At 61.8% G+C, this 22,717-nt stretch carries 22 protein-coding genes; 13 read left to right on the top strand and 9 right to left on the bottom strand.

The genetic code is table 11. The features are described from left to right. The first annotated feature begins 59 nt into the window (after positions 1-59). Both KBX17_RS05430 and ppk2 read left to right on the top strand, forming a co-directional pair. Positions 60-383 (top strand): putative quinol monooxygenase, encoded by a 324-nt coding sequence (locus tag KBX17_RS05430; RefSeq protein WP_005291270.1) that lies wholly within the window; start codon positions 60-62, stop codon positions 381-383. Positions 384-465: 82 nt separating this feature from the next. Continuing rightward, entirely contained in the window at positions 466-1,338 is an 873-nt protein-coding gene (gene ppk2 / locus KBX17_RS05425; protein ID WP_255995437.1) for a polyphosphate kinase 2, read from the top strand. Here the strand turns inward: ppk2 and KBX17_RS05420 are convergent. Beyond that, positions 1,335-1,892 (bottom strand): DNA-3-methyladenine glycosylase, encoded by a 558-nt coding sequence (locus KBX17_RS05420; protein ID WP_256018839.1) that lies wholly within the window; start codon positions 1,890-1,892, stop codon positions 1,335-1,337. The genes ppk2 and KBX17_RS05420 overlap by 4 nt on opposite strands. Before the next feature lie 3 nt (positions 1,893-1,895). Beyond that, entirely contained in the window at positions 1,896-2,708 is an 813-nt protein-coding gene (locus KBX17_RS05415; RefSeq protein ID WP_256018837.1) for an HAD family hydrolase, read from the bottom strand. 34 nt (positions 2,709-2,742) lie between these two features. Between KBX17_RS05415 and KBX17_RS05410 the strand changes: the two genes are divergently transcribed. The 3 genes from KBX17_RS05410 to manA all read left to right on the top strand — a co-directional run bounded on the left by KBX17_RS05410 (position 2,743) and on the right by manA (position 6,563). Further along, entirely contained in the window at positions 2,743-3,744 is a 1,002-nt protein-coding gene (locus KBX17_RS05410; protein WP_256018836.1) for a 3-hydroxyisobutyryl-CoA hydrolase, read from the top strand. A 72-nt stretch (positions 3,745-3,816) separates the two neighbouring features. Then, positions 3,817-5,289 carry a glyceraldehyde-3-phosphate dehydrogenase gene (locus tag KBX17_RS05405; protein ID WP_256018834.1) on the top strand — a complete coding sequence of 491 codons (1,473 nt, stop codon included), beginning with the start codon at positions 3,817-3,819 and terminating at the stop codon, positions 5,287-5,289. Beyond that, the gene (gene manA, locus KBX17_RS05400; protein ID WP_256018832.1) at positions 5,289-6,563 is read left to right on the top strand and encodes a mannose-6-phosphate isomerase, class I; all 1,275 of its coding nucleotides are present in this window, start codon (positions 5,289-5,291) and stop codon (positions 6,561-6,563) included. The genes KBX17_RS05405 and manA overlap by 1 nt, the downstream gene beginning before the upstream one ends. Before the next feature lie 10 nt (positions 6,564-6,573). Here the strand turns inward: manA and KBX17_RS05395 are convergent, their stop codons facing one another. The 3 genes from KBX17_RS05395 to KBX17_RS05385 form a co-directional block, all read right to left on the bottom strand. Further along, positions 6,574-6,909: a PLD nuclease N-terminal domain-containing protein gene (locus KBX17_RS05395; protein ID WP_005291246.1), complete on the bottom strand. Its 336-nt coding sequence runs from the start codon at positions 6,907-6,909 to the stop codon at positions 6,574-6,576. Positions 6,910-7,023: 114 nt separating this feature from the next. Further along, the gene (locus tag KBX17_RS05390; protein ID WP_256018831.1) at positions 7,024-8,163 is read right to left on the bottom strand and encodes a glycosyltransferase family 1 protein; all 1,140 of its coding nucleotides are present in this window, start codon (positions 8,161-8,163) and stop codon (positions 7,024-7,026) included. Positions 8,164-8,174: 11 nt separating this feature from the next. Next, complete coding sequence (locus KBX17_RS05385) at positions 8,175-9,371, bottom strand: NAD-dependent epimerase/dehydratase family protein (RefSeq protein WP_256018829.1); 1,197 nt, start codon at positions 9,369-9,371, stop codon at positions 8,175-8,177. Between the two features lie 289 nt (positions 9,372-9,660). On the opposite strand from KBX17_RS05385, the gene KBX17_RS05380 reads away from it, so the two are divergent. Further along, entirely contained in the window at positions 9,661-11,292 is a 1,632-nt protein-coding gene (locus KBX17_RS05380) for an FAD-binding dehydrogenase (RefSeq protein WP_256018828.1), read from the top strand. Here KBX17_RS05380 and KBX17_RS05375 read toward each other — a convergent pair. Next, positions 11,289-12,545 (bottom strand): D-serine ammonia-lyase, encoded by a 1,257-nt coding sequence (locus KBX17_RS05375; protein WP_256018826.1) that lies wholly within the window; start codon positions 12,543-12,545, stop codon positions 11,289-11,291. The genes KBX17_RS05380 and KBX17_RS05375 overlap by 4 nt on opposite strands. A gap of 100 nt (positions 12,546-12,645) precedes the next feature. Here KBX17_RS05375 and KBX17_RS05370 point away from each other — a divergent pair, with 100 nt between their 5' ends. Beyond that, positions 12,646-13,914, top strand: coding sequence for an MFS transporter (locus KBX17_RS05370; RefSeq protein WP_256018824.1), 1,269 nt, complete (start codon positions 12,646-12,648; stop codon positions 13,912-13,914). A gap of 34 nt (positions 13,915-13,948) precedes the next feature. Here the strand turns inward: KBX17_RS05370 and KBX17_RS05365 are convergent, their stop codons facing one another. Genes KBX17_RS05365 through KBX17_RS05355 form a run of 3 tightly spaced genes read right to left on the bottom strand, consistent with a single transcriptional unit; the run spans position 13,949 to position 14,947 of the window. After that, the gene (locus KBX17_RS05365; protein ID WP_005291230.1) at positions 13,949-14,347 is read right to left on the bottom strand and encodes a hypothetical protein; all 399 of its coding nucleotides are present in this window, start codon (positions 14,345-14,347) and stop codon (positions 13,949-13,951) included. Positions 14,348-14,350: 3 nt separating this feature from the next. Then, positions 14,351-14,638 carry a PLD nuclease N-terminal domain-containing protein gene (locus tag KBX17_RS05360; RefSeq protein ID WP_256018823.1) on the bottom strand — a complete coding sequence of 96 codons (288 nt, stop codon included), beginning with the start codon at positions 14,636-14,638 and terminating at the stop codon, positions 14,351-14,353. A gap of 15 nt (positions 14,639-14,653) precedes the next feature. Continuing rightward, complete coding sequence (locus KBX17_RS05355; RefSeq protein ID WP_005291223.1) at positions 14,654-14,947, bottom strand: PLDc N-terminal domain-containing protein; 294 nt, start codon at positions 14,945-14,947, stop codon at positions 14,654-14,656. An 85-nt stretch (positions 14,948-15,032) separates the two neighbouring features. On the opposite strand from KBX17_RS05355, the gene KBX17_RS05350 reads away from it, so the two are divergent. The 6 genes from KBX17_RS05350 to KBX17_RS05325 all read left to right on the top strand — a co-directional run bounded on the left by KBX17_RS05350 (position 15,033) and on the right by KBX17_RS05325 (position 22,703). After that, on the top strand, positions 15,033-16,235 hold the full coding sequence (locus KBX17_RS05350; RefSeq protein ID WP_256018817.1) for a YihY/virulence factor BrkB family protein: 1,203 nt from the start codon (positions 15,033-15,035) through the stop codon (positions 16,233-16,235). 23 nt (positions 16,236-16,258) lie between these two features. Then, a complete protein-coding gene (locus KBX17_RS05345; protein WP_005291217.1) occupies positions 16,259-17,140 on the top strand; it encodes an SDR family oxidoreductase in 882 nt (293 codons plus the stop codon). Between the two features lie 41 nt (positions 17,141-17,181). Next, complete coding sequence (locus KBX17_RS05340; RefSeq protein ID WP_256018816.1) at positions 17,182-18,057, top strand: patatin family protein; 876 nt, start codon at positions 17,182-17,184, stop codon at positions 18,055-18,057. Positions 18,058-18,068: 11 nt separating this feature from the next. Then, positions 18,069-18,938 (top strand): patatin family protein, encoded by an 870-nt coding sequence (locus KBX17_RS05335; RefSeq protein WP_005291211.1) that lies wholly within the window; start codon positions 18,069-18,071, stop codon positions 18,936-18,938. 215 nt (positions 18,939-19,153) lie between these two features. Then, positions 19,154-20,821 carry an HNH endonuclease gene (locus KBX17_RS05330; RefSeq protein WP_256018815.1) on the top strand — a complete coding sequence of 556 codons (1,668 nt, stop codon included), beginning with the start codon at positions 19,154-19,156 and terminating at the stop codon, positions 20,819-20,821. A gap of 292 nt (positions 20,822-21,113) precedes the next feature. Continuing rightward, entirely contained in the window at positions 21,114-22,703 is a 1,590-nt protein-coding gene (locus KBX17_RS05325; RefSeq protein WP_256018814.1) for a DASS family sodium-coupled anion symporter, read from the top strand. The last annotated feature ends 14 nt before the right edge of the window (positions 22,704-22,717 follow it).

The raw sequence follows: 22,717 nt of genomic DNA, 5'->3' as shown, positions 1-22,717 counted from the left end.
TTTCCAGTTCGTCGAAAGTAGTTCTTCCCAGTGTAGTGAGCCGCTCTACACTGGGACTCATGATCCTCATCAATGTCCGTTTCAAGCCCTTGCCCGAAAACACCGAGAACTTCCGCGAACTGGTCGCCGACTTCACTGATGCGTCCCGCAACGAGGCCGGATGCCTGTTCTTCGAGTGGTACCGCAACACCGACCAGCCTGGCGAGTACATCCTCGTCGAGGCGTTCCAGGACGATGCCGCCGAGGCCCACGTCACCTCTGATCACTTCAAGGCCGCACAGGAGCTGTTCCCGAAGATTCTGGAGGAGACCCCGGAGATCATCAACACCCTGATCGAAGGCAAGACCGAGTGGGACGAGATGGCTGAGTTCAAGGTGAACTAGCTGGGGGGGGGAATCACCCCTCCGCCTGCCGGGGCGACCCCGGTTGCCAGGTATCTCACAGCCGGGACTACGGTGAAAGCCCATGAGTTCCGACATCAATTCCGAAGCCCGAGATTCAAAAGCAGAGGAATACACCAAGCCCCCGAAGCTGGCGAAGAAGGCTTATGAGAAAGAGCTGCTGCGGCTCCAGGCCGAGCTGGTGAAGTTGCAGCAGTGGGTCGTTGCCACGGGTGCCCGTATCGTCATCGTGATGGAGGGTCGCGACGCCGCTGGCAAGGGCTCGGCGATCAAGCGCATTACCCAGTACCTCAACCCGCGGGTGTGCCGCATTGAGGCATTGCCTAAGCCGACGGAGCGCGAGCAGACGCAGTGGTACTTCCAGCGCTACATCGAGCGCCTGCCTGCGGCTGGTGAGATCGTCATCTTTGACCGCTCCTGGTACAACCGTGCCGGTGTAGAGCGCGTGATGGGTTTCTGCACGACGGACGAGTACCGCCGTTTCCTCCACCAAGCGCCGATCTTTGAACGCCTGCTGGTCGAGGACGGGATCTTGCTGCGCAAGTACTGGTTCTCTGTCTCCGATGAAGAGCAGATTGCGCGTTTTCAGTCCCGCCGCGAAGACCCGTTGCGCCAGTGGAAGCTGTCACCGATGGATCTGGAATCCATCACGAAGTGGGAGGAGTACTCCCGCGCGAAAGACGAGATGTTCGTCCACACCGACATCCCAGAGGCGCCGTGGAACACGGTGGAGAGCGAAGATAAGAAGCGCTCGCGCATCAACGTCATCTCGCATCTGCTGGCCTCAATCCCGTACGAGGACGTCGCCCTCGACCTCCCTGAGATCCCGGAGCGGCCCGCCTCCAGCAACTATGAGCGGCCACCGCGCGAGGAGTTCCGTTACGTCCCCGATGTCGCTGCCGACTTGGAGCGCGACAAGAAGGGCAAGAAGAACTAGCGTTTCTTTCCCCGGAACTTGCTCACGGTCGGGTCGCCGGGGATCCAGAAGCGGTAGGGGGCATCGACGTTTTTGCTGATGCCCACACGCGGCCCAGACTCCCACTCTGGTTCTTCATCGCGTTCGGTCAACTGGACGGGGGTGCCGTTGTCGGGAAGGGACAGCCCCAGTGCCTGCCCCAAATTTCCGGGTCCGCGCGCAAGGTTCTCGTCGACGACAGTATTGCCTTTCGCTTGTCGACGTTCCCGCGCCACGTCGACCCCCTCTACAACCTCACCACCACGCATGAGGCATCCCTGGCCTGTGCCCGCCGGAGCGCAGACAATGTTTCCGTTCAAGTGGATGCCGTAGGAGAGGTAGACGTAGAGCCGGCCCGGCTCGCCGAACATGGCAGCGTTACGCTGGGTCTTTCCGCGGTAGGTGTGTGCGGCCTCATCCTCCTCGCCGAGGTAAGCCTCCACCTCTGTCAGCCGGATTGTCACGCCGTTGTGGGTGATCAGGCAGCCAAGCAACTGTGGGCCGACAACGTCAGCGGGTGCGGTGAAATCGATCATTTTCTAGTCGTTGGCCTCCAGCCACCTACGGATTGCGTTGAGAGCACCGTGCTCCGCATTGGTGCCGGTGATCTCGTCGGCGATGGCTTTCAGGTCGCTGTGCGCGTTTCCCATCGCCACGGCGGTGCCAGCAGCTTCGAGCATGGACGTGTCGTTGAGGTAGTCACCGATGGCGGCAGTATCGGCGATGTCGACATCCAGCGATTCCGCGAGTGACGTCAGCGCGGCACCCTTGTTGGCATCGTCGGACATGATGTCCAGCCAGTGCTCGGAGCTGACCGCCGCGTTCACACCGGGGGCTGCTTTCTCAATAAGAGGAACGCCGTCGTCTTCGGCATTGGACTCCACGAACAGGGACACTTTGGTGGTGGGGTTGGAGTCGGTCCGTGCAGCGTCGATAAGCGAACCAACCGCACGCTGCGACACGTAGTACTTGTCCGTCTCCTCCTGTACCCACTGCGGCATGGCCTCGGCAACGTAGGCGTACTCGGGCATGCACACGACGGGGTGAATGGCAGCGTCGGTCTCGCGGACAGCGTCGAGGATCGAGGTGACGGTGTCCAGGGACATCGGCTTGGTAGAGACGATCTCTCCGCGGTGCCACACGACGGCGCCGTTTTCGGCGATGAACGTCTCCAGTCCGCGGCCGTCGAACATTGTCTGCAGTGTGGCCAGCTGGCGGCCCGACGTGGGGGCGATGATCATCCCAGCGTCCTGGGCACGCCCCAGCAGCGGCCAGAATTCGTCGGGAATGTTGCCGTCCGGGTCGACGAGCGTGCCGTCCATGTCCAAAGCAACGATGCGGGGAAAGCTCATAGCAGTCCTTTGTAGGGTATGGAACACTGGTTTCATGAGTGAAAGCAACGAAAATGCGACGCAACCAGTGAAAATCGATGTGATTCAGTCTACCGGAGTGGTCACGCTCCACCGGCCGAAGGCGCTGAACTCGCTGAACCCGGACATTCTCTACCCGATCATCGATGCGTTGCGCGCCTGGCGCGAGGACGACGCGATTGAGCAAGTGCTGGTTCAATCGAGCGGCAAGCACTTCTGTGCGGGCGGCGATGTGCGGTACGCGCGCGAGCAGATCATGGCCGGCAACCACGACGGCGTCGACGAGTTTTTCCGCCGCGAATACGAGATGAACTACCTCATCTCCGAATTTCCAAAGCCGTATATCTCACTCATCTCCGGAGTGGTCATGGGTGGCGGTTTGGGCCTGTCTGCACACGGCAGCCACTTCGTGGTCACGCCCGACGCATTCGCTTCGATGCCGGAGATGAACATCGGTTACTTCACCGACGTGGGCATGAGCTGGACTCTGCAGAATCTGCCGAAGCACCCGTCGCAGGGTCTGGGCACGTTCATCGCGCTTACGGGGTACCGCCTCACAGCGAATGACTTGATGGCCACGGGCCTGGCCACGCACCTCGTTGAATCGCTTGACGGTGTCGCGGAGCGCGTGATCAACGAGGGGGCCGGTGCGCTCGACGCGATGGGCATGGAGCACGGCGAAGCGGAGATCGAGAGCATTTATTCGCTTGTCGACGGCACTTTCACCGGCCCCTGGTCTCACATCCGTGAGCAGCTGACTGGTGAGCTCGGCGAGCTGGCCAACCCGCTGCTGAAGCAGGCCTCACCGGCATCATTGGTCGCCTCGGCGGAGTTGATGGACGCTAACGCCAAGCACGATCTGAAGGGCAGTCTCGACAACGAAGAGAGGTTGGGGTTGAAGATCCGCCGCGAGCCGGATTTCCTCGAAGGAGTACGCGCTGTGCTGGTGGATAAGTCCAACGATGCGGACTTCGCCCCGGAGCCAGGGCCGGAGCGGTACAGGGAAGTACTAGACTAAGTCACTTAGTGGCCTGTGAGCAGGCCAGCTGAAGCACTAACGCATGTAGAGAATGTAAGGAAGGACGCAGACGTGACGGAAGCCGTAGGGCAGCCCCAGAACCTGACCGAGGACTGGAACAACAAGCTGAAGCTCGCCCAGGAAATGCTGCCGCTGATCAGTAAGCTCCACCGCGAGAACAACGCTGTGACATCGATCTACGGCCGCATTCTGGTGGGAATGACAGACATTGAGATCATCAAGGCCCACCGCTACGCCCGCCGCGTGGTCGCCCGCGAGCTTCCGCTGGACGCGACCCTACCGATTTTGCGTGAGCTGTCCACGATGGACCTGGGCACTGCGTCCATCGATCTAGGCCGTCTGGCCAAGAACTACAGCCGCACCGAGGGAGTGGAGCTGCGCACCTTCCTCGAGGAGGAGCTGGCGGAAGTCATCGGTGCTGACAGCCACCGCGTCCCGCGCGACGTGGTCCTCTACGGCTTCGGCCGCATCGGTCGCCTGCTCGCCCGCATCCTTATCGCGCGTGAGGCCCAGTACGGCGGCGTGCGCCTGCGTGCCGTGGTCGTGCGTAAGAAGGGCGACGACGACATCGTCAAGCGCGCGTCCCTGCTGCGCCGCGATTCCGTCCACGGCGCGTTCAACGGCACGATCACCGTCGATCGTGAGAACGAGATTATCTGGGCTAACGGCACCCCAATCCAGATGATTTACTCCGATGATCCGGGTGCGATCGACTACACCGCCTACGGCATCAACGACGCAATCGTTGTGGACAACACCGGCCGCTGGCGTGACCGTGCCGGTCTGTCCCGCCACTTGGACTCAAAGGGTGTTGCCCGCGCGCTGCTGACCGCGCCGGGCAAGGGCGACGTGAAGAACATTGTCTACGGCGTGAACCACGACATGATCGACGATTCCGAGCAAAACCGCGTGCTCTCCGCAGCGTCGTGCACCACGAACGCGATCACGCCAGTGCTCAAGGTCGTTGGCGACCGTTGGGGCGTCAAGCACGGCCACGTTGAGACCGTCCACTCCTACACCAATGACCAGAACCTGGCTGACAACTTCCACAAGGGTGCCCGTCGCGGCCGCGCCGCCGGCCTGAACATGGTGCTCACCGAGACCGGTGCAGCCAAGGCCGTGTCCAAGGCGCTGCCGGAGTTTGAGGGCAAGCTCACCGGTAACGCCATCCGCGTTCCTACCCCGGATGTGTCCATGGCTGTGCTCAACCTCGATCTGGATTCCGAGGTGAACAAGGACGACGTGAACAACTACCTCCGTCGCGTGTCCACTGACTCGGACCTGCGCCAGCAGATCGACTACATCCAGTCCCCGGACATTGTTTCCACCGACTTCGTGGGCACCACCCACGCCGGCATCGTGGACGGGTTGGCCACCATCGCCACCGGCAACCACTTGGTGCTCTACGTCTGGTACGACAACGAGTTCGGCTACTCCAACCAGGTTGTGCGCATCGTCGAGGAGATCGCGGGCGTACGCCCGAAGATCTTGCCGGAGCGCAAGGATCCGCAGGACATCCGCTAGTGCTCAAACTGACAGGGCAGCTGCAACATTATCCCTGGGGCGATGACTCCAGCATTGCTTCGCTGCAGAACCGCGAACCTTCAGGCAAACCGGAAGCCGAGCTATGGTTCGGTGCGCACCCGAGCGCGCCGTCTTTGACCGACGCCGGCCCGCTCGATGCTGTCATCGCCGCCGACCCCGCGGGGATTCTCGGCCCGCAGTGCGCGGAGACTTTCTCCGGCACGTTGCCGTACCTCGTGAAGATTCTCGCGGCCGCGCAGCCCCTGTCCATCCAGGCGCACCCGTCCATTGCGCAGGCGCGGGAGGGTTTCGCATGGGAGAACGCCGCCGGCATCCCCGTGGACGCGCCCGCACGTAACTACAAGGACGACAACCACAAGCCGGAGATCCTCATCGCGCTGTCTCCGTTCCGTGCGCTCGCAGGATTCCGCCCGGTGGCCAAAACCCGGGCGCTTATCGACGTTCTTGCGCTCCCGGCGCTTAACCCCGCCCAGAAGGTTCTCGCCGACGAAACGATGAGCGAGGAACAACGCCTGCACACGGTGCTGGAGGGGTGGCTGTCGTTGGATGACCCTGCCCCGTTGGCCAACGCTGTCGTTCAGCGGGCGCAAGCCCTCGCTGACGGTGAGACGGATGAGGCGGAACTGATCACCATCGCCCGGAACCTGGAGTTCATTGGGGAGCAGTTCCCCGGCGATGTGGGCATCCTTGCCGCGCTCTTGCTCAACCACGTCGAGCTGGACACAGGTGACGGGCTTTTCTTGCCGGCCGGTAACCTACACGCCTACATCAGCGGCCTCGGTGTGGAAGTGATGGCCAACTCCGACAATGTGCTGCGCGGCGGATTGACCAGCAAGCACATCGATCAGGCAGAACTGCTGAGCATTCTGGAGTTCACGCCGCTGGAGGACCCCACCTTCCACGGCAAGGCCACAGAAACGCTCAGCCTGTACACGCGCAACTTCGACGTTGGCATCCCGGATTTCCGGGTCACCCGCTACTTCGACGAAACTGATGACGAAGAAGAAAACGGCACAATGGTCCGCATTGACGGTGGGGAACCGACCATCATCCTGGTGGTGGAAGGCACCCTGACCATTGCGACTGAGACTTCCTCGCCGCTGGAGCTGGCCCCGGGTGAAGCCGTCTTCATTGGCGCGAATGAGGGTCTCATTCACGTAGAGACCACCCCAGGGTCTGGTGCCCGGTTCTTCGAAATTGCACCTGGAGAAATAACGAAAGCCGGGTCAATCGACCCGGCCGAGTTCGACTAGCAGCCAGCTACTAGTACTGGTAGCCGCCCGGAGCGCTCGGTCCGCCCGGTGCAGTCTGGGTGACGTCGTTAGCCCGCCACTTGTCTTTGTTCCGGCGGCCCCACAGCAGCCAAACCAGCGCGGCGAAGATGCCAGCGAAGAGAAGCGCGACCAGCCAGATGATCCTCGAGGTGCTATCCATCGGCTTGGTGCGGGCGAAGTCAATGACCGCCCAGAGCCACACGATGAAGGAGATCAGGCTGGCGATTCCCAAACCGATGAGCAAGCCTTCGGGGATGACCACGTCGGTGGTGGTGCCGTACTCGCTGTAGGTCTGGGCGAAAAGGTGGACAGATTCGTTGAACATGAGAGGGAGGATTTCCTTTCGGGAAAGTGAACGTCTCGTACAGCGACATCATCAACTGATGTCCTGATCCTTAGACTTTGCATAGAAGCGTAAGGTTACACGTCGAGAGAAAAATTATTTGGCGTGCCCGCTGATGCACTGCTCGTAGTACTCGACCAGCTTTTCTGTGGCCGCGCGCCACGACCACCGCTGCGCCTCTTCGCGGGCAAGGGTGCCCATGGTGTGGCGGCGAGGGGCGTCAATAAGCAACTGCGCGAACGCGTCCGCCCATTGCGCGGCTGAGGCCTCTTTATCCACGAGCAGGCCCGTCTCGCCGTCGTCAATCACGAAGGGGATGCCGCCTGCGCGGGCGCCGACAACTGGGACGCCGGACGCGAAAGATTCCAGCGCGACGAGGCCGAGAGTTTCGGTCAGCGAGGGGAACGCGAAAACATCCGCCGACGCGAATGCTTGCGCAAGCGGCTCGCCCGACATGTAGCCGGTGAAGTGGGTGAACTCGGGGTTGAAGGCCTTCTTCATCTGCTCGTACAGCGGGCCTTCGCCGACCATGGCCAAGCGCGCGCCGGGGACCTTCTCGCGCAGCAGCGGCATGACATCGTTGAGGATGGTCAGATTCTTCTCCGCCGACATGCGCCCGACGTAGAGCAGTAGGGGAGCCTCCGGATTGCCGTCAGTGAGACGCGCCCGCATCTGCTCCGAGTACTTGTCCGGGTGGTAACCGACGGTGTCGACAGCCTTCGGCCACAGCGCCACGTTCTTGAAGCCGTAGCCTGCGGCAGTGTCCATCATGGGGTCAGAGGTGACCAGGTTCATTCCCGCGAGATTGTGCCAATTCTTGATCAGCCAGATCGACTGCTTATGCACGAAGCCAATGCCCAGATCCTTCGTGTAGGCGGGCACATCCGTGTGGAAGGACGCCAAGAGAGGGATCTTCTGGCGGCGGGCCACAACGGCGGCGTATCCGGCGTACGCGACGGGGTTGACGATGTGCACGATGTCCGGCCCGAACTCTTTGAGGCGCTTAGATACCCGCGGCATCGGCAAACCGACTTTGATCTCCGGGTAAATCCAGTGGAAGGAAATGCTGGGCACCTTCTCCACAGGGAACCCCGCGTAGGTGTCAGGGGCATCACCGGTGGCGAAGATGACTACGTCGTGGCCCATTTCCGCCAACTGGTCCACGGTGCGAATGATGCGGGTGACCACACCGTCAATTTTGGGGAGGAAGACCTCCGTGAAGATGGCAATGCGCATGGGGGCTCGAGCTAGCGCTCGGTCTCCGGCACACCCTCAGCCTGGTTCCCGGTCCACAGGGAGCGGGCGGGGATCTTGGAGCGGTCCACGCGGTCGGCGTAGCGCTTCGCTACCTCTTCCACCTCCTGCAGCAGGCCTTCAGCGAGCTTTGTGGGCTCGAGGCCGAGGCTCAAGAAGGTGTCGTTGGAGACAAAGAGATCGTTCTCGTCGGCCTCCTTGCGCGGGTTGGGCACGAGCGCGTACTCCGTGCCGGAGATGTCGGCGATGAGCTTGGCCAGGTCGCGGACGCGGTGAGTCTCCGTCATCTGGTTGAAGATCTTCACGCGCTCGCCGTTCTCCGGCGGGTTTTCCACCGCGAGCTGGATGCACTTGGCCATATCGCGGATGTGGATGAACGCGCGGGTCTGGCCGCCGGTGCCGTGCACAGTCAGCGGGTAGCCGATAGCTGCCTGCATGAGGAAGCGGTTGAGCACGGTGCCGTAGTCTCCGTCGTAGTCGAAGCGGTTGATCAGGCGCTCGTCGCGCTCCGTCTGCGGGGTGTGGGTGCCCCAGATGATGCCCTGGTGCAGGTCGGTGATGCGCAGTTCGTCGTTCTTGGCGTAGTACGCGAACAGGTTCTGGTCCAGCACCTTGGTCAGGTGGTACACCGAGCCCGGATTGGTGGGGTAGAGGATCTGCTGGTCGATCATGCCGTTTTCACCAGCGTCGACCTTGATGTCTAGGTAGCCCTCCGGGATCTCCATTCCAGCAGTGCCGTAGCCGTACACACCCATGGTGCCCAGGTGGACGATGTGGATGTCCAGGCCAGACTCCACCACCGCCACGAGCAGGTTGTGGGTGGCGTTGACGTTGTTGTCCACGGTGTAGCGCTTCGTGCGGTTGTTCTTCATCGAGTACGGTGCGGCGCGCTGCTCGGCGAAGTGGATGATGGTGTCTGGGCGTTCCTCTTCTATGAATCGCTTGAGCGATTCATAGTCTTGGGCGACGTCGATGTTGCGGAACTCGATCGTCTTGCCAGAAACCTCTTTCCACGCTTCCAGACGCTCCTCGATGGGCACGATCGGGGTGAGCGACTGAGCGCCGAGCTCTTCGTCGATGGCGCGGCGGGAAAGGTTGTCCACGATGGTGACGTCGTGCCCGAGATCCGAAAGGTGCAGGGAGGAGGGCCACCCGCAGAATCCGTCTCCGCCGAGAACTGCAATCTTCATCGTGTTGTTTCACCTTTCAAGTCGCATGCACAGGTCGCGCGCGTGAACTTTCATGCGCGCAAGCTTCTAGGTCACGTTACCTGCCCGGCTCTACCGGCGCGCGGTATGCAGAGTGAACGTTAGATGACATGGTCGATCAGTTTCTATAACGCCCTCAAACTCGTTCTCAATCTGCTCACGGGCTCACGGGGAGCCGGTATTCTTTTTGGCATGAAAACTTCTGATTCCATCATTATCGTCCATTATCGTCGGCGCGGGCCTGGCCGGACTTGTCGCAGGCCACGAAGCCGTGAAGGCAGGCCGCAAGGTCGTGTTCATCGATCAGGAGAGCAGGGTGAACCTAGGCGGGCAGGCGTTCTGGTCGCTCGGTGGGCTGTTCATAGTGGGTACCCCGGAGCAGAAGTTGATGGGGGCGAAGGACTTTGAAGACCTCGCGTGGGCGGACTGGGAGAACTCCGCTGATTACGACGATGCGACCGGGCCTGGTGGCGAGGGCAACCACGACTATTGGCCGCGCAGGTGGGGCCGTGAGTTTGTTCGTTTCGCAGCTAACGAGATGCGCGATTACCTCGGCGAGCTGGGTTTGCGTGTGCTCCCGACCGTCGGGTGGGCTGAGCGTGGCTCTGGTGATGCATCTGGGCACGGCAACACTGTGCCGCGTTTCCACCTCACATGGGGCACCGGCCCCGAAGTCGTCCGCGTCTTCCTCGAGCCGCTCGAGGCCGCCGAGAAGCAGGGCAAGGTGGAGTTCCGTAACCGTCACCGCATGGACGAAATCATCGTGGAAAACGGCAGAGCAGTGGGAGTCAAGGGCATGGTGCTTGCCGACGATTCCTCCGAGCGCGGTTTCGCCTCCAACAACGATGAGGTGGAACCGTTTGAGATCCGCGGCGACGCCGTTGTCATCTCCACCGGAGGCATTGGCGGAAACTTGGATAAGGTCCGCGAAATGTGGCCGGACGACCGTTGGGGCCCGTGCCCGGAGAATATGGTCACGGGTGTTCCCGAGTTCGTCGACGGCCGAGGCATCGGCATCGCGGAGGCAGCTGGTGCGAACCTGGTCAATACCGACCGTATGTGGCACTACCCGGAGGGCATGATCAACTGGGATCCGATTTGGCCGGGCCACGGCATCCGCATCATTCCCGGCCCATCGTCGATGTGGCTCGACGCGACTGGCAAGCGCTTGCCCACGAACCTGTTCCCGGGCTCGGACAACGTTGCCGCCCTGGCCCACATCGGCCGTACCGGACACGGCTATTCCTGGTTCCTTCTCAACCAGCACATTGCCGACATAGAGTTCATCTTCTCCGGCTCAGAGCAGAATCCGGACCTGACCGACAAGTCCTTCAAGAAGCTCGCCGGCAAGCTCGGCCCCGGCACGCACGTGGCCGTCAAGGCGTTCATGGACAACGGCGCGGACTGGGTCATTGCCGACAACCTTGAAGATCTGGTGCGCAAGATGAACGAGCTGGCTGCCGAAACTGCAGACGGTGAGGCCATCGAGGTGAACTACGACCTCGTGCACAAGCAGGTCGTCGAGCGTGACGCCCAGCTGACCAACACCTTCTCCAAGGACGCGCAGATCAACTACATCCGCACGGCACGCAATTTCCTGGGCGACAAGATCGTGCGCTGCGCCGAACCCCACCGCCTTCTGGACGAGAAGGAGGGCCCGCTCATTGCCGTCAAACTGCACATTCTCACCCGCAAGACCCTTGGCGGCATTGAGACAGACTTGAACGGCCGCGCTTTGCACGACGACGGCTCCGTCTTCCCCGGCCTCTACGCCTGCGGTGAAGTCGCCGGATTCGGCGGTGGCGGCTACCACGGCAAGAACGCCCTGGAGGGCACCTTCCTGGGCGGCTGCATTCACTCCGGCAAGCGCGTCGGAGAAAGCGTTGCCAGCGACTCTGCCTAACGTGCAGCCTGGATAGCGGCGGTGGCCGCTTGTCCGCGCAGTCGTTCCCGGTCCTGGTCGGGGATGAGTGAGCCACCGGTGAGCCAGACCAGGTGCGTGGCAGTGTCGGGCACATCAGGCAGCCGCCACGGGATAGTCAGGCCGGCTGTCGCAGACGGTTCGACAACGATGCCGGTGGTGCGCTCGAGCCAGTTGACTCCGGCGAGGAATGTCACGTCTTCGAGGGTGTGGATGCCGTCGAAAAGCGCATCCGCGTGCTTGACGACGAGCGGCGACGGGCGCTGCACAGCTAAACCATCGGCAATGGTGCGCCCGCTCAGGCCGAAGTCCGCGCAGGTGATGTCGGCGCCTTTGCCGGTGGCGAGGCCGAGAGCCATGCACGGGCTGGTGACGGGTTCGACGATATGGCACTGCACCGCGCGGCCGAAGGCCTGCTTGAGACCGAACGCGACCCCGCCGGGGCCGCCGCCGACACCGCAGGGGAGGTAGACGATAAGCGGGGAGTCCGGCGTGAACTCCTTGCCGAGGGCATCGAACTGGGCCTTGAGGCGACGGCCAGCAACGGCGTAACCGGTGAACAGACCGAGCGAGTTCTCGTCGTCGATGAAGAACGCCGATCCGGCTTCGGTAGTTGTGCTTTGTGAAGTCGCCCGGGCCGCCGCGACGGTGTCCGTGAACAGTCCAGGGTGCTCGATGACGGTCGCGCCGCCAGCGCGCAGCCGGTCTTTCTTCCACTGTTTGGCGTCGACCGACATGTGCACCTCGGTGGGGAAGCCCAGCTGCGGGCCGACTGTGCCGATGGACAGCCCGAGGTTGCCCGTGGAAGCGACAGTGATCTTCACACCGGGCTGCTCCTCAGCGAGGCGGAAGACTTCGTGGATCCCGCCGCGGGCTTTGATCGAACCGCTGATCGGCAGGGCGTCGTCACGCTTGATCCACAGTGGCCCCGACAGGTCGCGCTCGAGGATGCGGGAGAGATAGTCCTTGGTGTCCGGTACTTCCTTGACGGGAGATTCGATGATGCCGGGGCCGAACGCGCCTGACCCAGCGCGGGTTTCGGGATAGTGCTCGGCCACCCACGGAGCGAAGCGGTCGAAACGCTCCGCGGCCTCGTCCACGGCGGCCGCGATATCGGCGTCGAGCTCACGGGTAGTTTCGCGGGCCCAGGAGATTTCTTGGGCGGTGCGGAGGGCGTCGATAAGCGAAAGGGCGCTTGGGGGAGGGGAAGCGGGACGGTCCCAGAGCATGGTCATAAGCACCCATTCTATAAATCTGTTGGAAAGTAGATATTAGCGGGAGTAGAGTTACCCGGGTCACAACCGTTGCATTGTTCCGCGGGAGGAGGCACCTGCAATGACCCGCACCTTCACGCCGAAAGACTCCAAGACTGTCTTCATGAGCGTGGTAGCGTTCCTCATCTCTGCCGGATGGGCCGCGAACCACTTCGCGTCCGTGCTCGTGGTGCTCCGGGAAAACCAGGACATGTCGACGCTGCTAGTCAACAGTGCGTACGGTATCTACGCCCTGGGTCTGTTTCCGTGCCTGATCGCTGGCGGCCTCATCGCGGACCGTTTTGGTTCACGCCCGGCGGTGATGGTCGGCGCGACCGTGGCCATGCTGGGCAACATCGCGCTCATGTTCTGGCAGGAGCACCCGGCGGTATTGCTGGGAGCGCGCTTCGTTGTCGGACTCGGCGTGGGCCTGGTGGTCAGCGCGGGCACTGCCTGGGCCGGGCGTTTGCGCGGCACAGAAGGCACGACGCTGGCTGGCATCTTCCTCACTTCGGGCTTCATGCTGGGGCCGATCGCCTCCGGGATCATCGCGCACACGGTCAGCGCTAGCAACGCCATTTACATCCCGTACGTGGCGTCGATCCTGCTTTCGCTGTGTGCGATCGTGTTCTCCTTCATCGTCGGCGATGTTCCGCACACTCGGGAAGTCCTGCATCAAGAGGTGGATGAGGAAGACATTCAGCGCGATGCGCTCGACGATGCAGACGATGCAGACGGCGCTCACGACGCAGATGAGCTGGCGCCGGCGGTGGAGCAGTCCGCCGGCAAGGCGTTGGCGACTGCATTCCCCATGGGTCTGTGGGTCTTCGCATGCATGACCTGTGCGATTGTCACCCTGTCCGGACGCGTGGGACAGTACTTCGAGTCTGGGGCGTTCCTGCCGGGCGTTGCCGCTGTGACCGCCTTCGGGTCGGGTCTGGTGATCCAGGCGATCGGCCGGAAGATGAACTTCGGCCCGTACTCCGGTGTCGTCGGTGCGTTGTGCGCGGTAACGGGCATGACGCTGGTGGCGCTCGGCGGAGCAAGCCCATCGATGGTCATGTTCATCGTGGCGTCGGTCTTCTTGGGCCTCGCGTACGGGCTGTGCTTGCGCGAAGGGCTTCTGGACGTTGATACATTCAGCCCGCCCGAAAAGCGTGGCTCTGTCATCGGCATTTACTACGTGGCCACCTACATTGGCTTCGGGTTCCCGCCGTTGATTGAGTGGCTGAGCGGCTTTGTCGGACCATCCCTGCCGTACTGGGTGCTCGCGGTGCTCGCGTTGACGTCCGCGACAATCCGCACGGTGCAGATCCGCTCTGGTTACCTCACCAGGCCGCAGGCAGCGTAAACGGCTGTTCAAGCACGTGCTGAAGTAGCGCGCATTACTCCAGCACAATGAGTCCCACGTGAATCGTGGCCAACTCATGCTCGTCCGGACCTGGCGGGAGAGCGTGGAGCTCCTCGCGGGTCGCGTCTGTGACGGGAATGATCCAGCCGTAGTTCGGGTCCAACGTGGGGGCACCGCCGGTGATACCGGTCACGAATGTGACGGGACGGGATGTAGGGGAGGTGAGGCGCAAGGGAGCGTCGATAAGCGAAAGCTCCTGGAACGCATCTTCGTCTAGCGTGATGATGACAATGATTTCATCTGTGTCGGGGCTCAAGTTCGCGGTGTGAACCTCGAGTGAGCGTGCTTCCACTTCGCGGGGGTCGCGCGGCATGGCAACGAGCGGGACGGTATCACGGCCGAAGAGCGTGCGGACACGGTCGAAGAGACCCATGTGCTACCTCGGCATGTAGTTCGGGTCGACGCTGCGCCCGGATCCTGTGTGCCCCGATCCTTTGCGCCCAGCCAAAAGCCACACCAAGGAGCCAAGGAGGGGGAAGGCCGCGCAGACGATGACCCAAATGAGTTTGGAGACCCCATCGAGATAATCAGCTCTGATAATGGACGCGATCGCCCACACAAAGAGAACAAAAGAAGCCACTGCGAGGAGGGCCATGCCGCCGAGGATCAGGACTTCTAGCCAAGAAACATTGAAACCGAGTTCACCGAATTCAGTAGTGCCCATGGATATAACCTTCCTTTAGTCCTTGCGCTCCCACGGTGGCGGTTCTTGTCCAGGCTGGAGTGGGGTGGTGTGGCGCCCCACCTTGTGGCCGAGAAAGATCCACAGCAAGGGCCCGATGACCGGAAGCAAAAGCACCACAATGACCCAGAGCAGCTTGGGCGCAGGTTGAAGGCCTTTATCCAGGATGATGCTGAACAGAGCCCAGAAGAACAGGACGACCGCAGCCACACCGAGCAGCATCATGAACAGGAAGCCGAGACCAAAGGCCGTATCCCCGCTGATGATGGGATCACTTGCCACAAGAACCATGTCTTTAATTTTAACCGAGAAACCTGGCGCAAAGCTGCTGTGAACATGCGCTGCACGTGTGAGCCGGGCAGATAAGGTGAGGGATATGAGCGAGGACGACAGCGCAAAGGGCGCAGACAAAGAGATCATCGCGCGCCCTGCGCAACTAGTCCAAACCTACGGGCCGGGCGAGACAGTCCTGGTGGATCCGCCTGACAAGAACCCCAAGGCTTTGCAAAGGGGAAACCGTCTGAGCTGGAAGGGTTGGAAGCTCGTCATCGCGCGCACTGTGCTCGATTTCGGGCCGATCGCGCTCATGGACCGGGGTGCGACGCTGACGTATTTCACTATTACTGCGATGGCGCCGACTCTGCTCGCGTTTTACTCGCTGGTCACGCTGATGTTCCCGTCAGACAAGGATGACCTGCGCGAGTTCATGGGCGGGGTGATTGAGGATACGGTGCCTGAAGAGCTGCGAGAGCAAGCACTCGACCTTCTCCTCAACGTCGCCGGTACCCCGGAGCAGAGCACCGTGGCCATCATCATTTCGCTATTAGTGTCGCTTTTCTCTTCGTCGGCGTATGTGAGGGCGTTTTCCCGTAGCTGCAACGTGATCTACACCCGTACCGAGGGGCGCAGCTTACCGGTGACCTGGCTGACCATGTGGGGGATCACGGTGCTGATGGTGCTCGGCGGCGTGATCATGGTCGCAGGTGTAGTGCTGCGCACATCGATCGTGGACGCGGTATTAGGGCCCATCGCGGAGCCACTGCGGCTCCAAGGGGTGGTGGACTACCTCAACCAGATCTTCATCCCCGTCTGGAACTGGGTGCGCTACCCAGTGGTGATTCTCGCCGCGATCGCATTGGTGTCCTGCCTGTACTACTTCGCACCGAATGTGCGGCCGGGGCGGTTCCGCCTACTCACCGTCGGCTCTGCACTGGCGCTTGTGGTCATTGGCCTGCTGTGGGCGCTGTTCAACTGGTTCGTGTCCAACTTCGGGCTTCAGAGCGCCTACGGGGCCTTCGGGTCTGTCCTGGCGATGCTCGTGATGGTCTGGGCAATGAATATTGTGCTGCTGCTCGGAGTGAAACTCGACGCGGAGATCTTGCGGGCCAAAGAGCTCCAGATGGGGTGGAACGCGGAAGAGATGGTGCAGGCGGCGCCGAGGTCGCAAGACGCCGTGCTGTTCCGGTATAAGATCGTGGGTTTCCTGCACCGGCTGGCGCGGGATGTCTACGAGGATGCACAGTCCAAGCGCGAGATGGAGGAGCAGGAGAGCGTCAAGCGCAGCGGCGACCGGGACTAACGTTCTTGCGTACGGTGGGTGTCATGTCTCTCATTGACCCCCGCAGCAAGTACCCGACAATCTCCCCGCCCGAACAGCGCCAGCCCCACCCGGGCCTGGACGTTGAAATGGAACCGACCGCCGACATCGGTTTGGAGTCTTACGTGGGCCGTGGCCGCCTCGAAGGCCGCAAAGCGCTGATCACCGGTGGTGACTCCGGCATCGGTGCTGCCGTCGCCATCGCTTACGCCCGTGAGGGTGCTGACGTTGCCATCGCGTACCTGCCAGAAGAGCAGGTCGACGCTGACCGCGTGCTGGCCGCCATTGAGGAGGCCGGCCGCAAGGCTGTGGGCATCCCAGGCGATCTGCAGGATCCAGATACCTGCACCAAGACCGTGCAGACGGCCCTCGACGAGCTGGGTGGCCTGGACATCCTGGTCAACAACGCATCGCGCCAGATCTTCGCCGAATCGTTCCTGGACATCGACGATGAAGAGTTCGATGCCACGATGAAAACCAACATCTACGGCTCCTTCCGCGTGACCAAGGCGGCGTTGCCGCACCTGAAACCCGGCTCGTCCATCCTTTTCACCTCCTCCATTCAGGCGTATGACCCGACGCCGGGCCTGAACCACTACGCCGTGACCAAGGCCGCGATGAACAACATGGCGAAGGGCTTGAGCATGGAGCTGCTGGAAAAGGGCATCCGTGTCAATGCTGTCGCGCCGGGTCCGGTGTGGACTCCGCTGCAGCCGAGCTACGGCCAGCCGATGGAGAAGCTCACCGAGTTCGGCCAGGAATCCGGTCTGGGACGGGCAGGTCAGCCCGTCGAATGTGCTGGTGCTTACGTGTTCTTGGCATCTGAGGAAGCCTCTTTTATCTCCGGTGAGACCCTCGGCGTTACAGGTGGGGCGCTCACGCCCTAAATGGTCCGCAGGCGGCCTGTGACCCCGTACACTGGTGAACCATGATTGACGCACGTGATACTGCTCTCGTCATTGAGGGCGGCGGAACCCGTAACTCCTACACCGCCCCGGTGATCATCAAACTCATTGAGGAAAGTGTCCAATTCGGCTGGGTAGGCGGGGTGTCCGCCGGCGCCATCCACTCCGTGAACTTCCTGTCCGGGGATGCGGAGCGCACCCGCGAGGCATTCACCACCTTCATGGGCCACCCCAAGATCGGCGGCTTGCGCTCGCTCGCACTGGGACGCGGTCTGCTCAACGCAGAATTCATGTTCCAGGACCGCGGCGGTGAGCTGCCGTTCAACATGGACGCGTTCAAACAGGCTGAAACACCGCTCCACATCGAAGCCGTGCGTGCGGACACTGGCGAATCAGTCGCATGGCACAACGAGGAGCTTTTCGACGAAGACTTCATGAACCTGGTCATCCGCGCCTCTTCCACGATGCCGATGTTGATGCCGATGGCGCACATCGACGGCGTGCCGTACGTCGACGGTGCTCTAGGTGACGGCGGTGGCCTTGTCATCGATGCTGCCGAGCAGGCTGGTTTCAAGAAGTTCCTGGTGCTGGGCACCAAGGACCGCGACTATGCGCGCGAGCCGGTCAACCGTCCAGCGATGATCCGCCGTATGTTCCCTAAGTATCCCGAGGTCGCGCGCCGTACGATCGAGCGCCCAGACAAGTACAACCGCGCCAAGGATCGCATCGTTGAGCTGGAGAACGCTGGCAATGCGTACGCGTTCTTCCCGGAGAACATGATGGTGGAAAACGCTGAGTTCAAGGTGCACAAGCTGGAGAAGAACTTCGCCGCTGGTGAAGAGCAGCTGGAGCGCGAGTGGCCCGCTATGAAGGCTTTCCTCGAGGGGTCCGGCGCGTAAACTAGCAAGTTATGATCGATGCCACCGACACTGCCCTTATTCTCGAGGGTGGTGGGATGCGCAACTCTTATACCGCTCCCGCCATCGTCAGATTCATCCAGGAACACGTCGTATTTGGCTGGGCTGGGGGAGTGTCGGCTGGTTCGGGGCATGCGATCAACTACGTGTCCCGCGACGCACACCGTGCCCGCGAGGCGTTCACGAATATGGCTGCCAATGCAGAGTTCGGCGGCTGGAAATCGCTGGCCCGCGGTCGCGGTTACTTCAACGCCGAGTTCATTTATGAGCGCTCCAACGATGTCTTGCCGTTCGACTGGGACGCGTTCCTGTCCAACACGGACACTGAGGTTCACATTGAGGCGGTCCGCGCCGACACTGGCCACACCGTGCAGTGGACGAAGAAGGATCTCGCGAACATCGAGACCGTAGGCAAAGTCACGCGCGCGTCGTCCACGCTGCCGAAGATCATGCCGATGGCAGAGATCGACGGTATCCAGTACGTCGACGGTGCGTTGGGGTATTCGGGGGGCTTGCTTATCGACGCCGCCGAGAAAGCCGGCTTCACCAAATTCCTCGTTCTCGCCACCAAGGAACGGGACTACGTCCGGCCGACGGTGACACGGCCGATCGCGACCCGCAGGTTGTTCAATAAGCATCCCGCCGTCGCAGAGGCATTAATTGTCCGGCCGGGGCGGTACAACGCGTCCAAGAAACGCATTCTGGAGCTAGAGCAAGATGGCCGAGCGAAGGTCTTTTTTCCGGATCAGATGAGCGTGGATGCATCAGAACGCAATGTGACCAAGCTCAACACGAACTACATTCTGGGCCAGGCTCAAATGGAGCGCGAATGGGACGAATGGATGGAATTCCTGGGCGGCTAGGCGCTACAGGCCAGTCCCACGCAATCCGGCGTCAGCCAGGTTCAAACCGATAGATGCGCTGGCCGTCCCCAGCCTCTGTCTCCCTCTCGGCATCCTTGATCGCGCTGCGGACGTTCTGATGAATATTTTCGAACAGTCTTGCGTTCACGGTTTGGGGGTGGGTACAATGGTGGCATCGGTTGATACGCTGCACACAGTATCGAGGGGAGGGGGCCATGACGGGGCGCATCGCACAGCTTGTGAACACTATCGGCGATGCTTTGGCGCAGCTTCGCGAGGAGTTCGCCGACCCGTCTCTGCTATCGCTGCATGATGTGGCCGCTGAGATGGAAAAGCTCGAGGAGCACCTTAACGCCAAAGCGCTTATCGACGCTTCATTCGCCTACCTGTGCGACCGTGACAACGCCGGACGACTCGTCGGGGCAGTCCACCCCAACGCCTACCTGACCACCCGACTAGGGCTCTCGGCCGGGGAAGCCTACGACCGGCTCGCCCGCGGACGCGACCTCTTCGCCCCGCCAGTGACACCTGAACCGGCTGACACCGGTGGTGACGATGATGGTTCCGGTGGTTCAGGGTTTGAGCTCGAGTTCGGTACGGATAATGCGGAAACCGAACAGGCCCGCCGTGAGGCTGAAGAGCAAGCCCGCCGCAGCCAGGAAGAAGCACGCACCAAAGCAGCTGCTGTGTCCGCGGAGAAGCAGAACATCATCCGCCGCGAACTCGACAAGCTGCTTGCTCCCGCCCGCGGGGACCGCACCCGCATCCACGCCCAAGCCATGGATGAAGCCGCCACCCGGGACGTAAAAGACCTCCGGATGTTCGTGCGCCGCAACGTCGACGCCGCCAACCGTAAGCACGCCCCACGAAACAACCCGAACGCAGGCTTTGCCAACCGCGCGGTCCACATCGGGCACCGCAAAGCTGACGGCACCCACGAGATCACCATCACCGCCACAGCCGGTGATACCGCACTATTCAAAGCGCACCTGGATAAAGGACTCGCCCCGCACACCAACACCGGTGATGCTCAGCGCGGCACCGATGGCGCCGGCGAAACCGGTGGTGTGACGGATTACCGCACGCCACCCCAACGCCACTACGACCAATTCACCACCATCCTCAAAGCCTTCGAATCAGGCCAGCAGAAGCTCAGCGGTGGTGCGGCATCTGTCGTCATCGCCATGACGATGGACGATCTTGCCGATACTGACGGCTACGCTGCCGGCGGTGGGGTGTTTGCCACCAACACAGGTATCGACATTGATGTCATCGACATGGCCCGCCTCGGCCTGGGCACCCTGGATACCGCTGATTCAGACCAGGCGAACTTCATCCTCCAGCTCGACTCCGTCACTGCGGTGCCGCTGTCGATGGGCAAAACCCGCACTGCTTCGATCGGGCAGCGCATCGCGATGCTCGCCGTCCAAGGGGTCTGCTCCTGGACCGGATGCACCAAACCGCTGACCGAATGCGAAGCCCACCACATCTTCGCCTGGATCCTGGGTGGTTTGACCACGATGGATAACCTCACCGGATTATGCCGGGAGCATCACAGGTGCAACAACGACAACCGCGACGGCACCTGGGGCAAAGGGCATATGGACTACGACCCCGACACAGGACAAGCAGGACTTGTCACACCCGGGGCTACACACATGCAGTTCAACACCACAGACCCCGCCCACCACTGCGCAGCCAACCGCATCCGCCGCAGAAACACCACCACCAGCATCACCACCGGCAGTGGCACCAGTGGGCCCACAACACCCACACCCAAAACCAGACCCGACCCACCCCTATTCCCACCAAACAACACACGACCCCGCACCCGAAAACGCCCCGACCCACGCGCCCGGGAACGCACCCGTGCTCGTGAGTAAGAGGGACACCCTCGCTTCACTACCCCCAGTCCTGCCGTATCCATCCGCACTGTGCACCCCCTGGTGCGCCGTGGAAAAGGCCTGCCGGAAACGGTTTGGGCGCCAGATTCCTGCATCCAGAGCCCAGCGGGCCATGAACGAAACGTTGGAGGATTGTGTGAGCTAAAACGCATGCCCTAAACCGGGGCTGACCAGTCATTTCAGGTCTCAGGCGGGCGTAGTCTGGAAGGTGACCCCTTCGAGGAGAGTGCGTCCGCATGTCTCTCCACTGACTTTGATTGGAGTGTTCCGCTTGTCATCCGCGGTCAACAACCCCGCGTCATCTTCCACCCCGTCCGAACCCTCCGGTGCCACCGCGCCCTCGACGGCGACGGACCCCAACACCCCCACGGCTGAAGCTAGCAGCGGTGCTCCGGAGAAGCCCCAGGGCACAGCCCGGGGCAAGCTGATTGCCTTCTTCCTTGCGTTCATCGCGCTCGGTGCCGTGCTGCTCATCCCGATCGAGACCATCGACTGGCAGGGCCAGATCGCGCTCGGTCTGCTCGCCTTCGCGGTGATCATGTGGGTCACTGAGGCAGTGTCCTATCCGGTTAGCTCCGTGCTGATCATCAGCTTGATTTCCTTGCTGCTCGGATTCTCACAGGACCCCGAAAACCCGGGTGAGATCGTCGGCACGTCCGCGGCCCTGAAGACAGCGATGGCTGGCTTTTCGTCCTCGGCCGTCGCACTCGTTGCCGCCGCCCTCGCACTGGCCGTGGCGATGCAGGCGACCGGCTTGCACCGCCGCCTCGCCCTGTACGTTCTGCGGTTGGCCGGCGAGAAGACGTCGAACATCGTCATCGGCGCGATCATCATCTCCATCATCTTGGCGTTCTTCGTGCCGTCTGCAACGGCCCGCGCCGGCGCCGTCGTGCCGATTCTGCTGGGCATGGTCGCGGCTTTCGGGTTGGCCACCAACTCGAAACTGTCGGCGCTGTTGATCATCACAGCGACCCAGGCCGTATCGGTGTGGAACGTGGGCATCAAGACCGCTGCCGCCCAGAACCTCGTTGCCGTCGGATTCATCGAGTCGGAAATGGGCCGGACCGTGTCGTGGGGTGAATGGTTCCTCTGGGCCGCGCCCTGGTCCGTCCTCATGTCGATCGCGCTCTACTTCATCATGCGCTGGGCGATCAAGCCGGAAACGGAGTCGATTGAGGGCGGGAAGGCGCTCGTCGACAAGCAGCTGGAAGAGATGGGACCGATGTCCGGCGCAGAAAAGCGTCTTACCGCGATCGCGGTAATCTTGCTGCTGTTCTGGGCGACCGAAGGCGTGCTTCACCCCATTGATTCCTCGGTGATCACCATCGTGGCCATCGGCATCATGCTGTTGCCCGGCATTGGCGTCATGGACTGGAAGTACGCTCAGGAGAAGATCAACTGGGGAACGCTCGTCGTCTTCGCTGTCGGTATTTCCTTGGGCATGTTCATGCTGGAGACTGGCGCCGCGACGTGGTTGTCGGAAAAGACCTTCGGCGCCATTGGTTTGCAGAGCATGCCGCTGTTGGCCACCATCGCGCTGGTCTCGCTGTTCAACATCGTGATCCACCTCGGTTTCGCCTCGGCCACCTCGCTGTCGTCGGCGCTCATTCCGGTGTTCATCGCTCTCGCAGCGACCTTGGATGTGCCCAACGGCGGATTGGGCTTCGTGGTCATCCAGCAGTTCGTCATCTGCTTCGGCTTCCTGCTGCCGGTCTCCGCCCCGCAGAACATGCTGGCCTACGGTACCGGCGCGTTCACCACCCGCCAGTTCCTCAAGACCGGTATCCCGCTGACAATCGTTGGGTACCTGCTGGTGTTGCTGTTCTCGGCGACGTACTGGAACTGGATCGGGCTGGTCTAAACAACTCGCACCAA

The organism is Corynebacterium sp. CCUG 65737 (assembly GCF_024454115.1).
Lineage (GTDB): Bacteria > Actinomycetota > Actinomycetes > Mycobacteriales > Mycobacteriaceae > Corynebacterium > Corynebacterium genitalium.
This window is presented reverse-complemented; position numbering and strand designations above follow the sequence as displayed.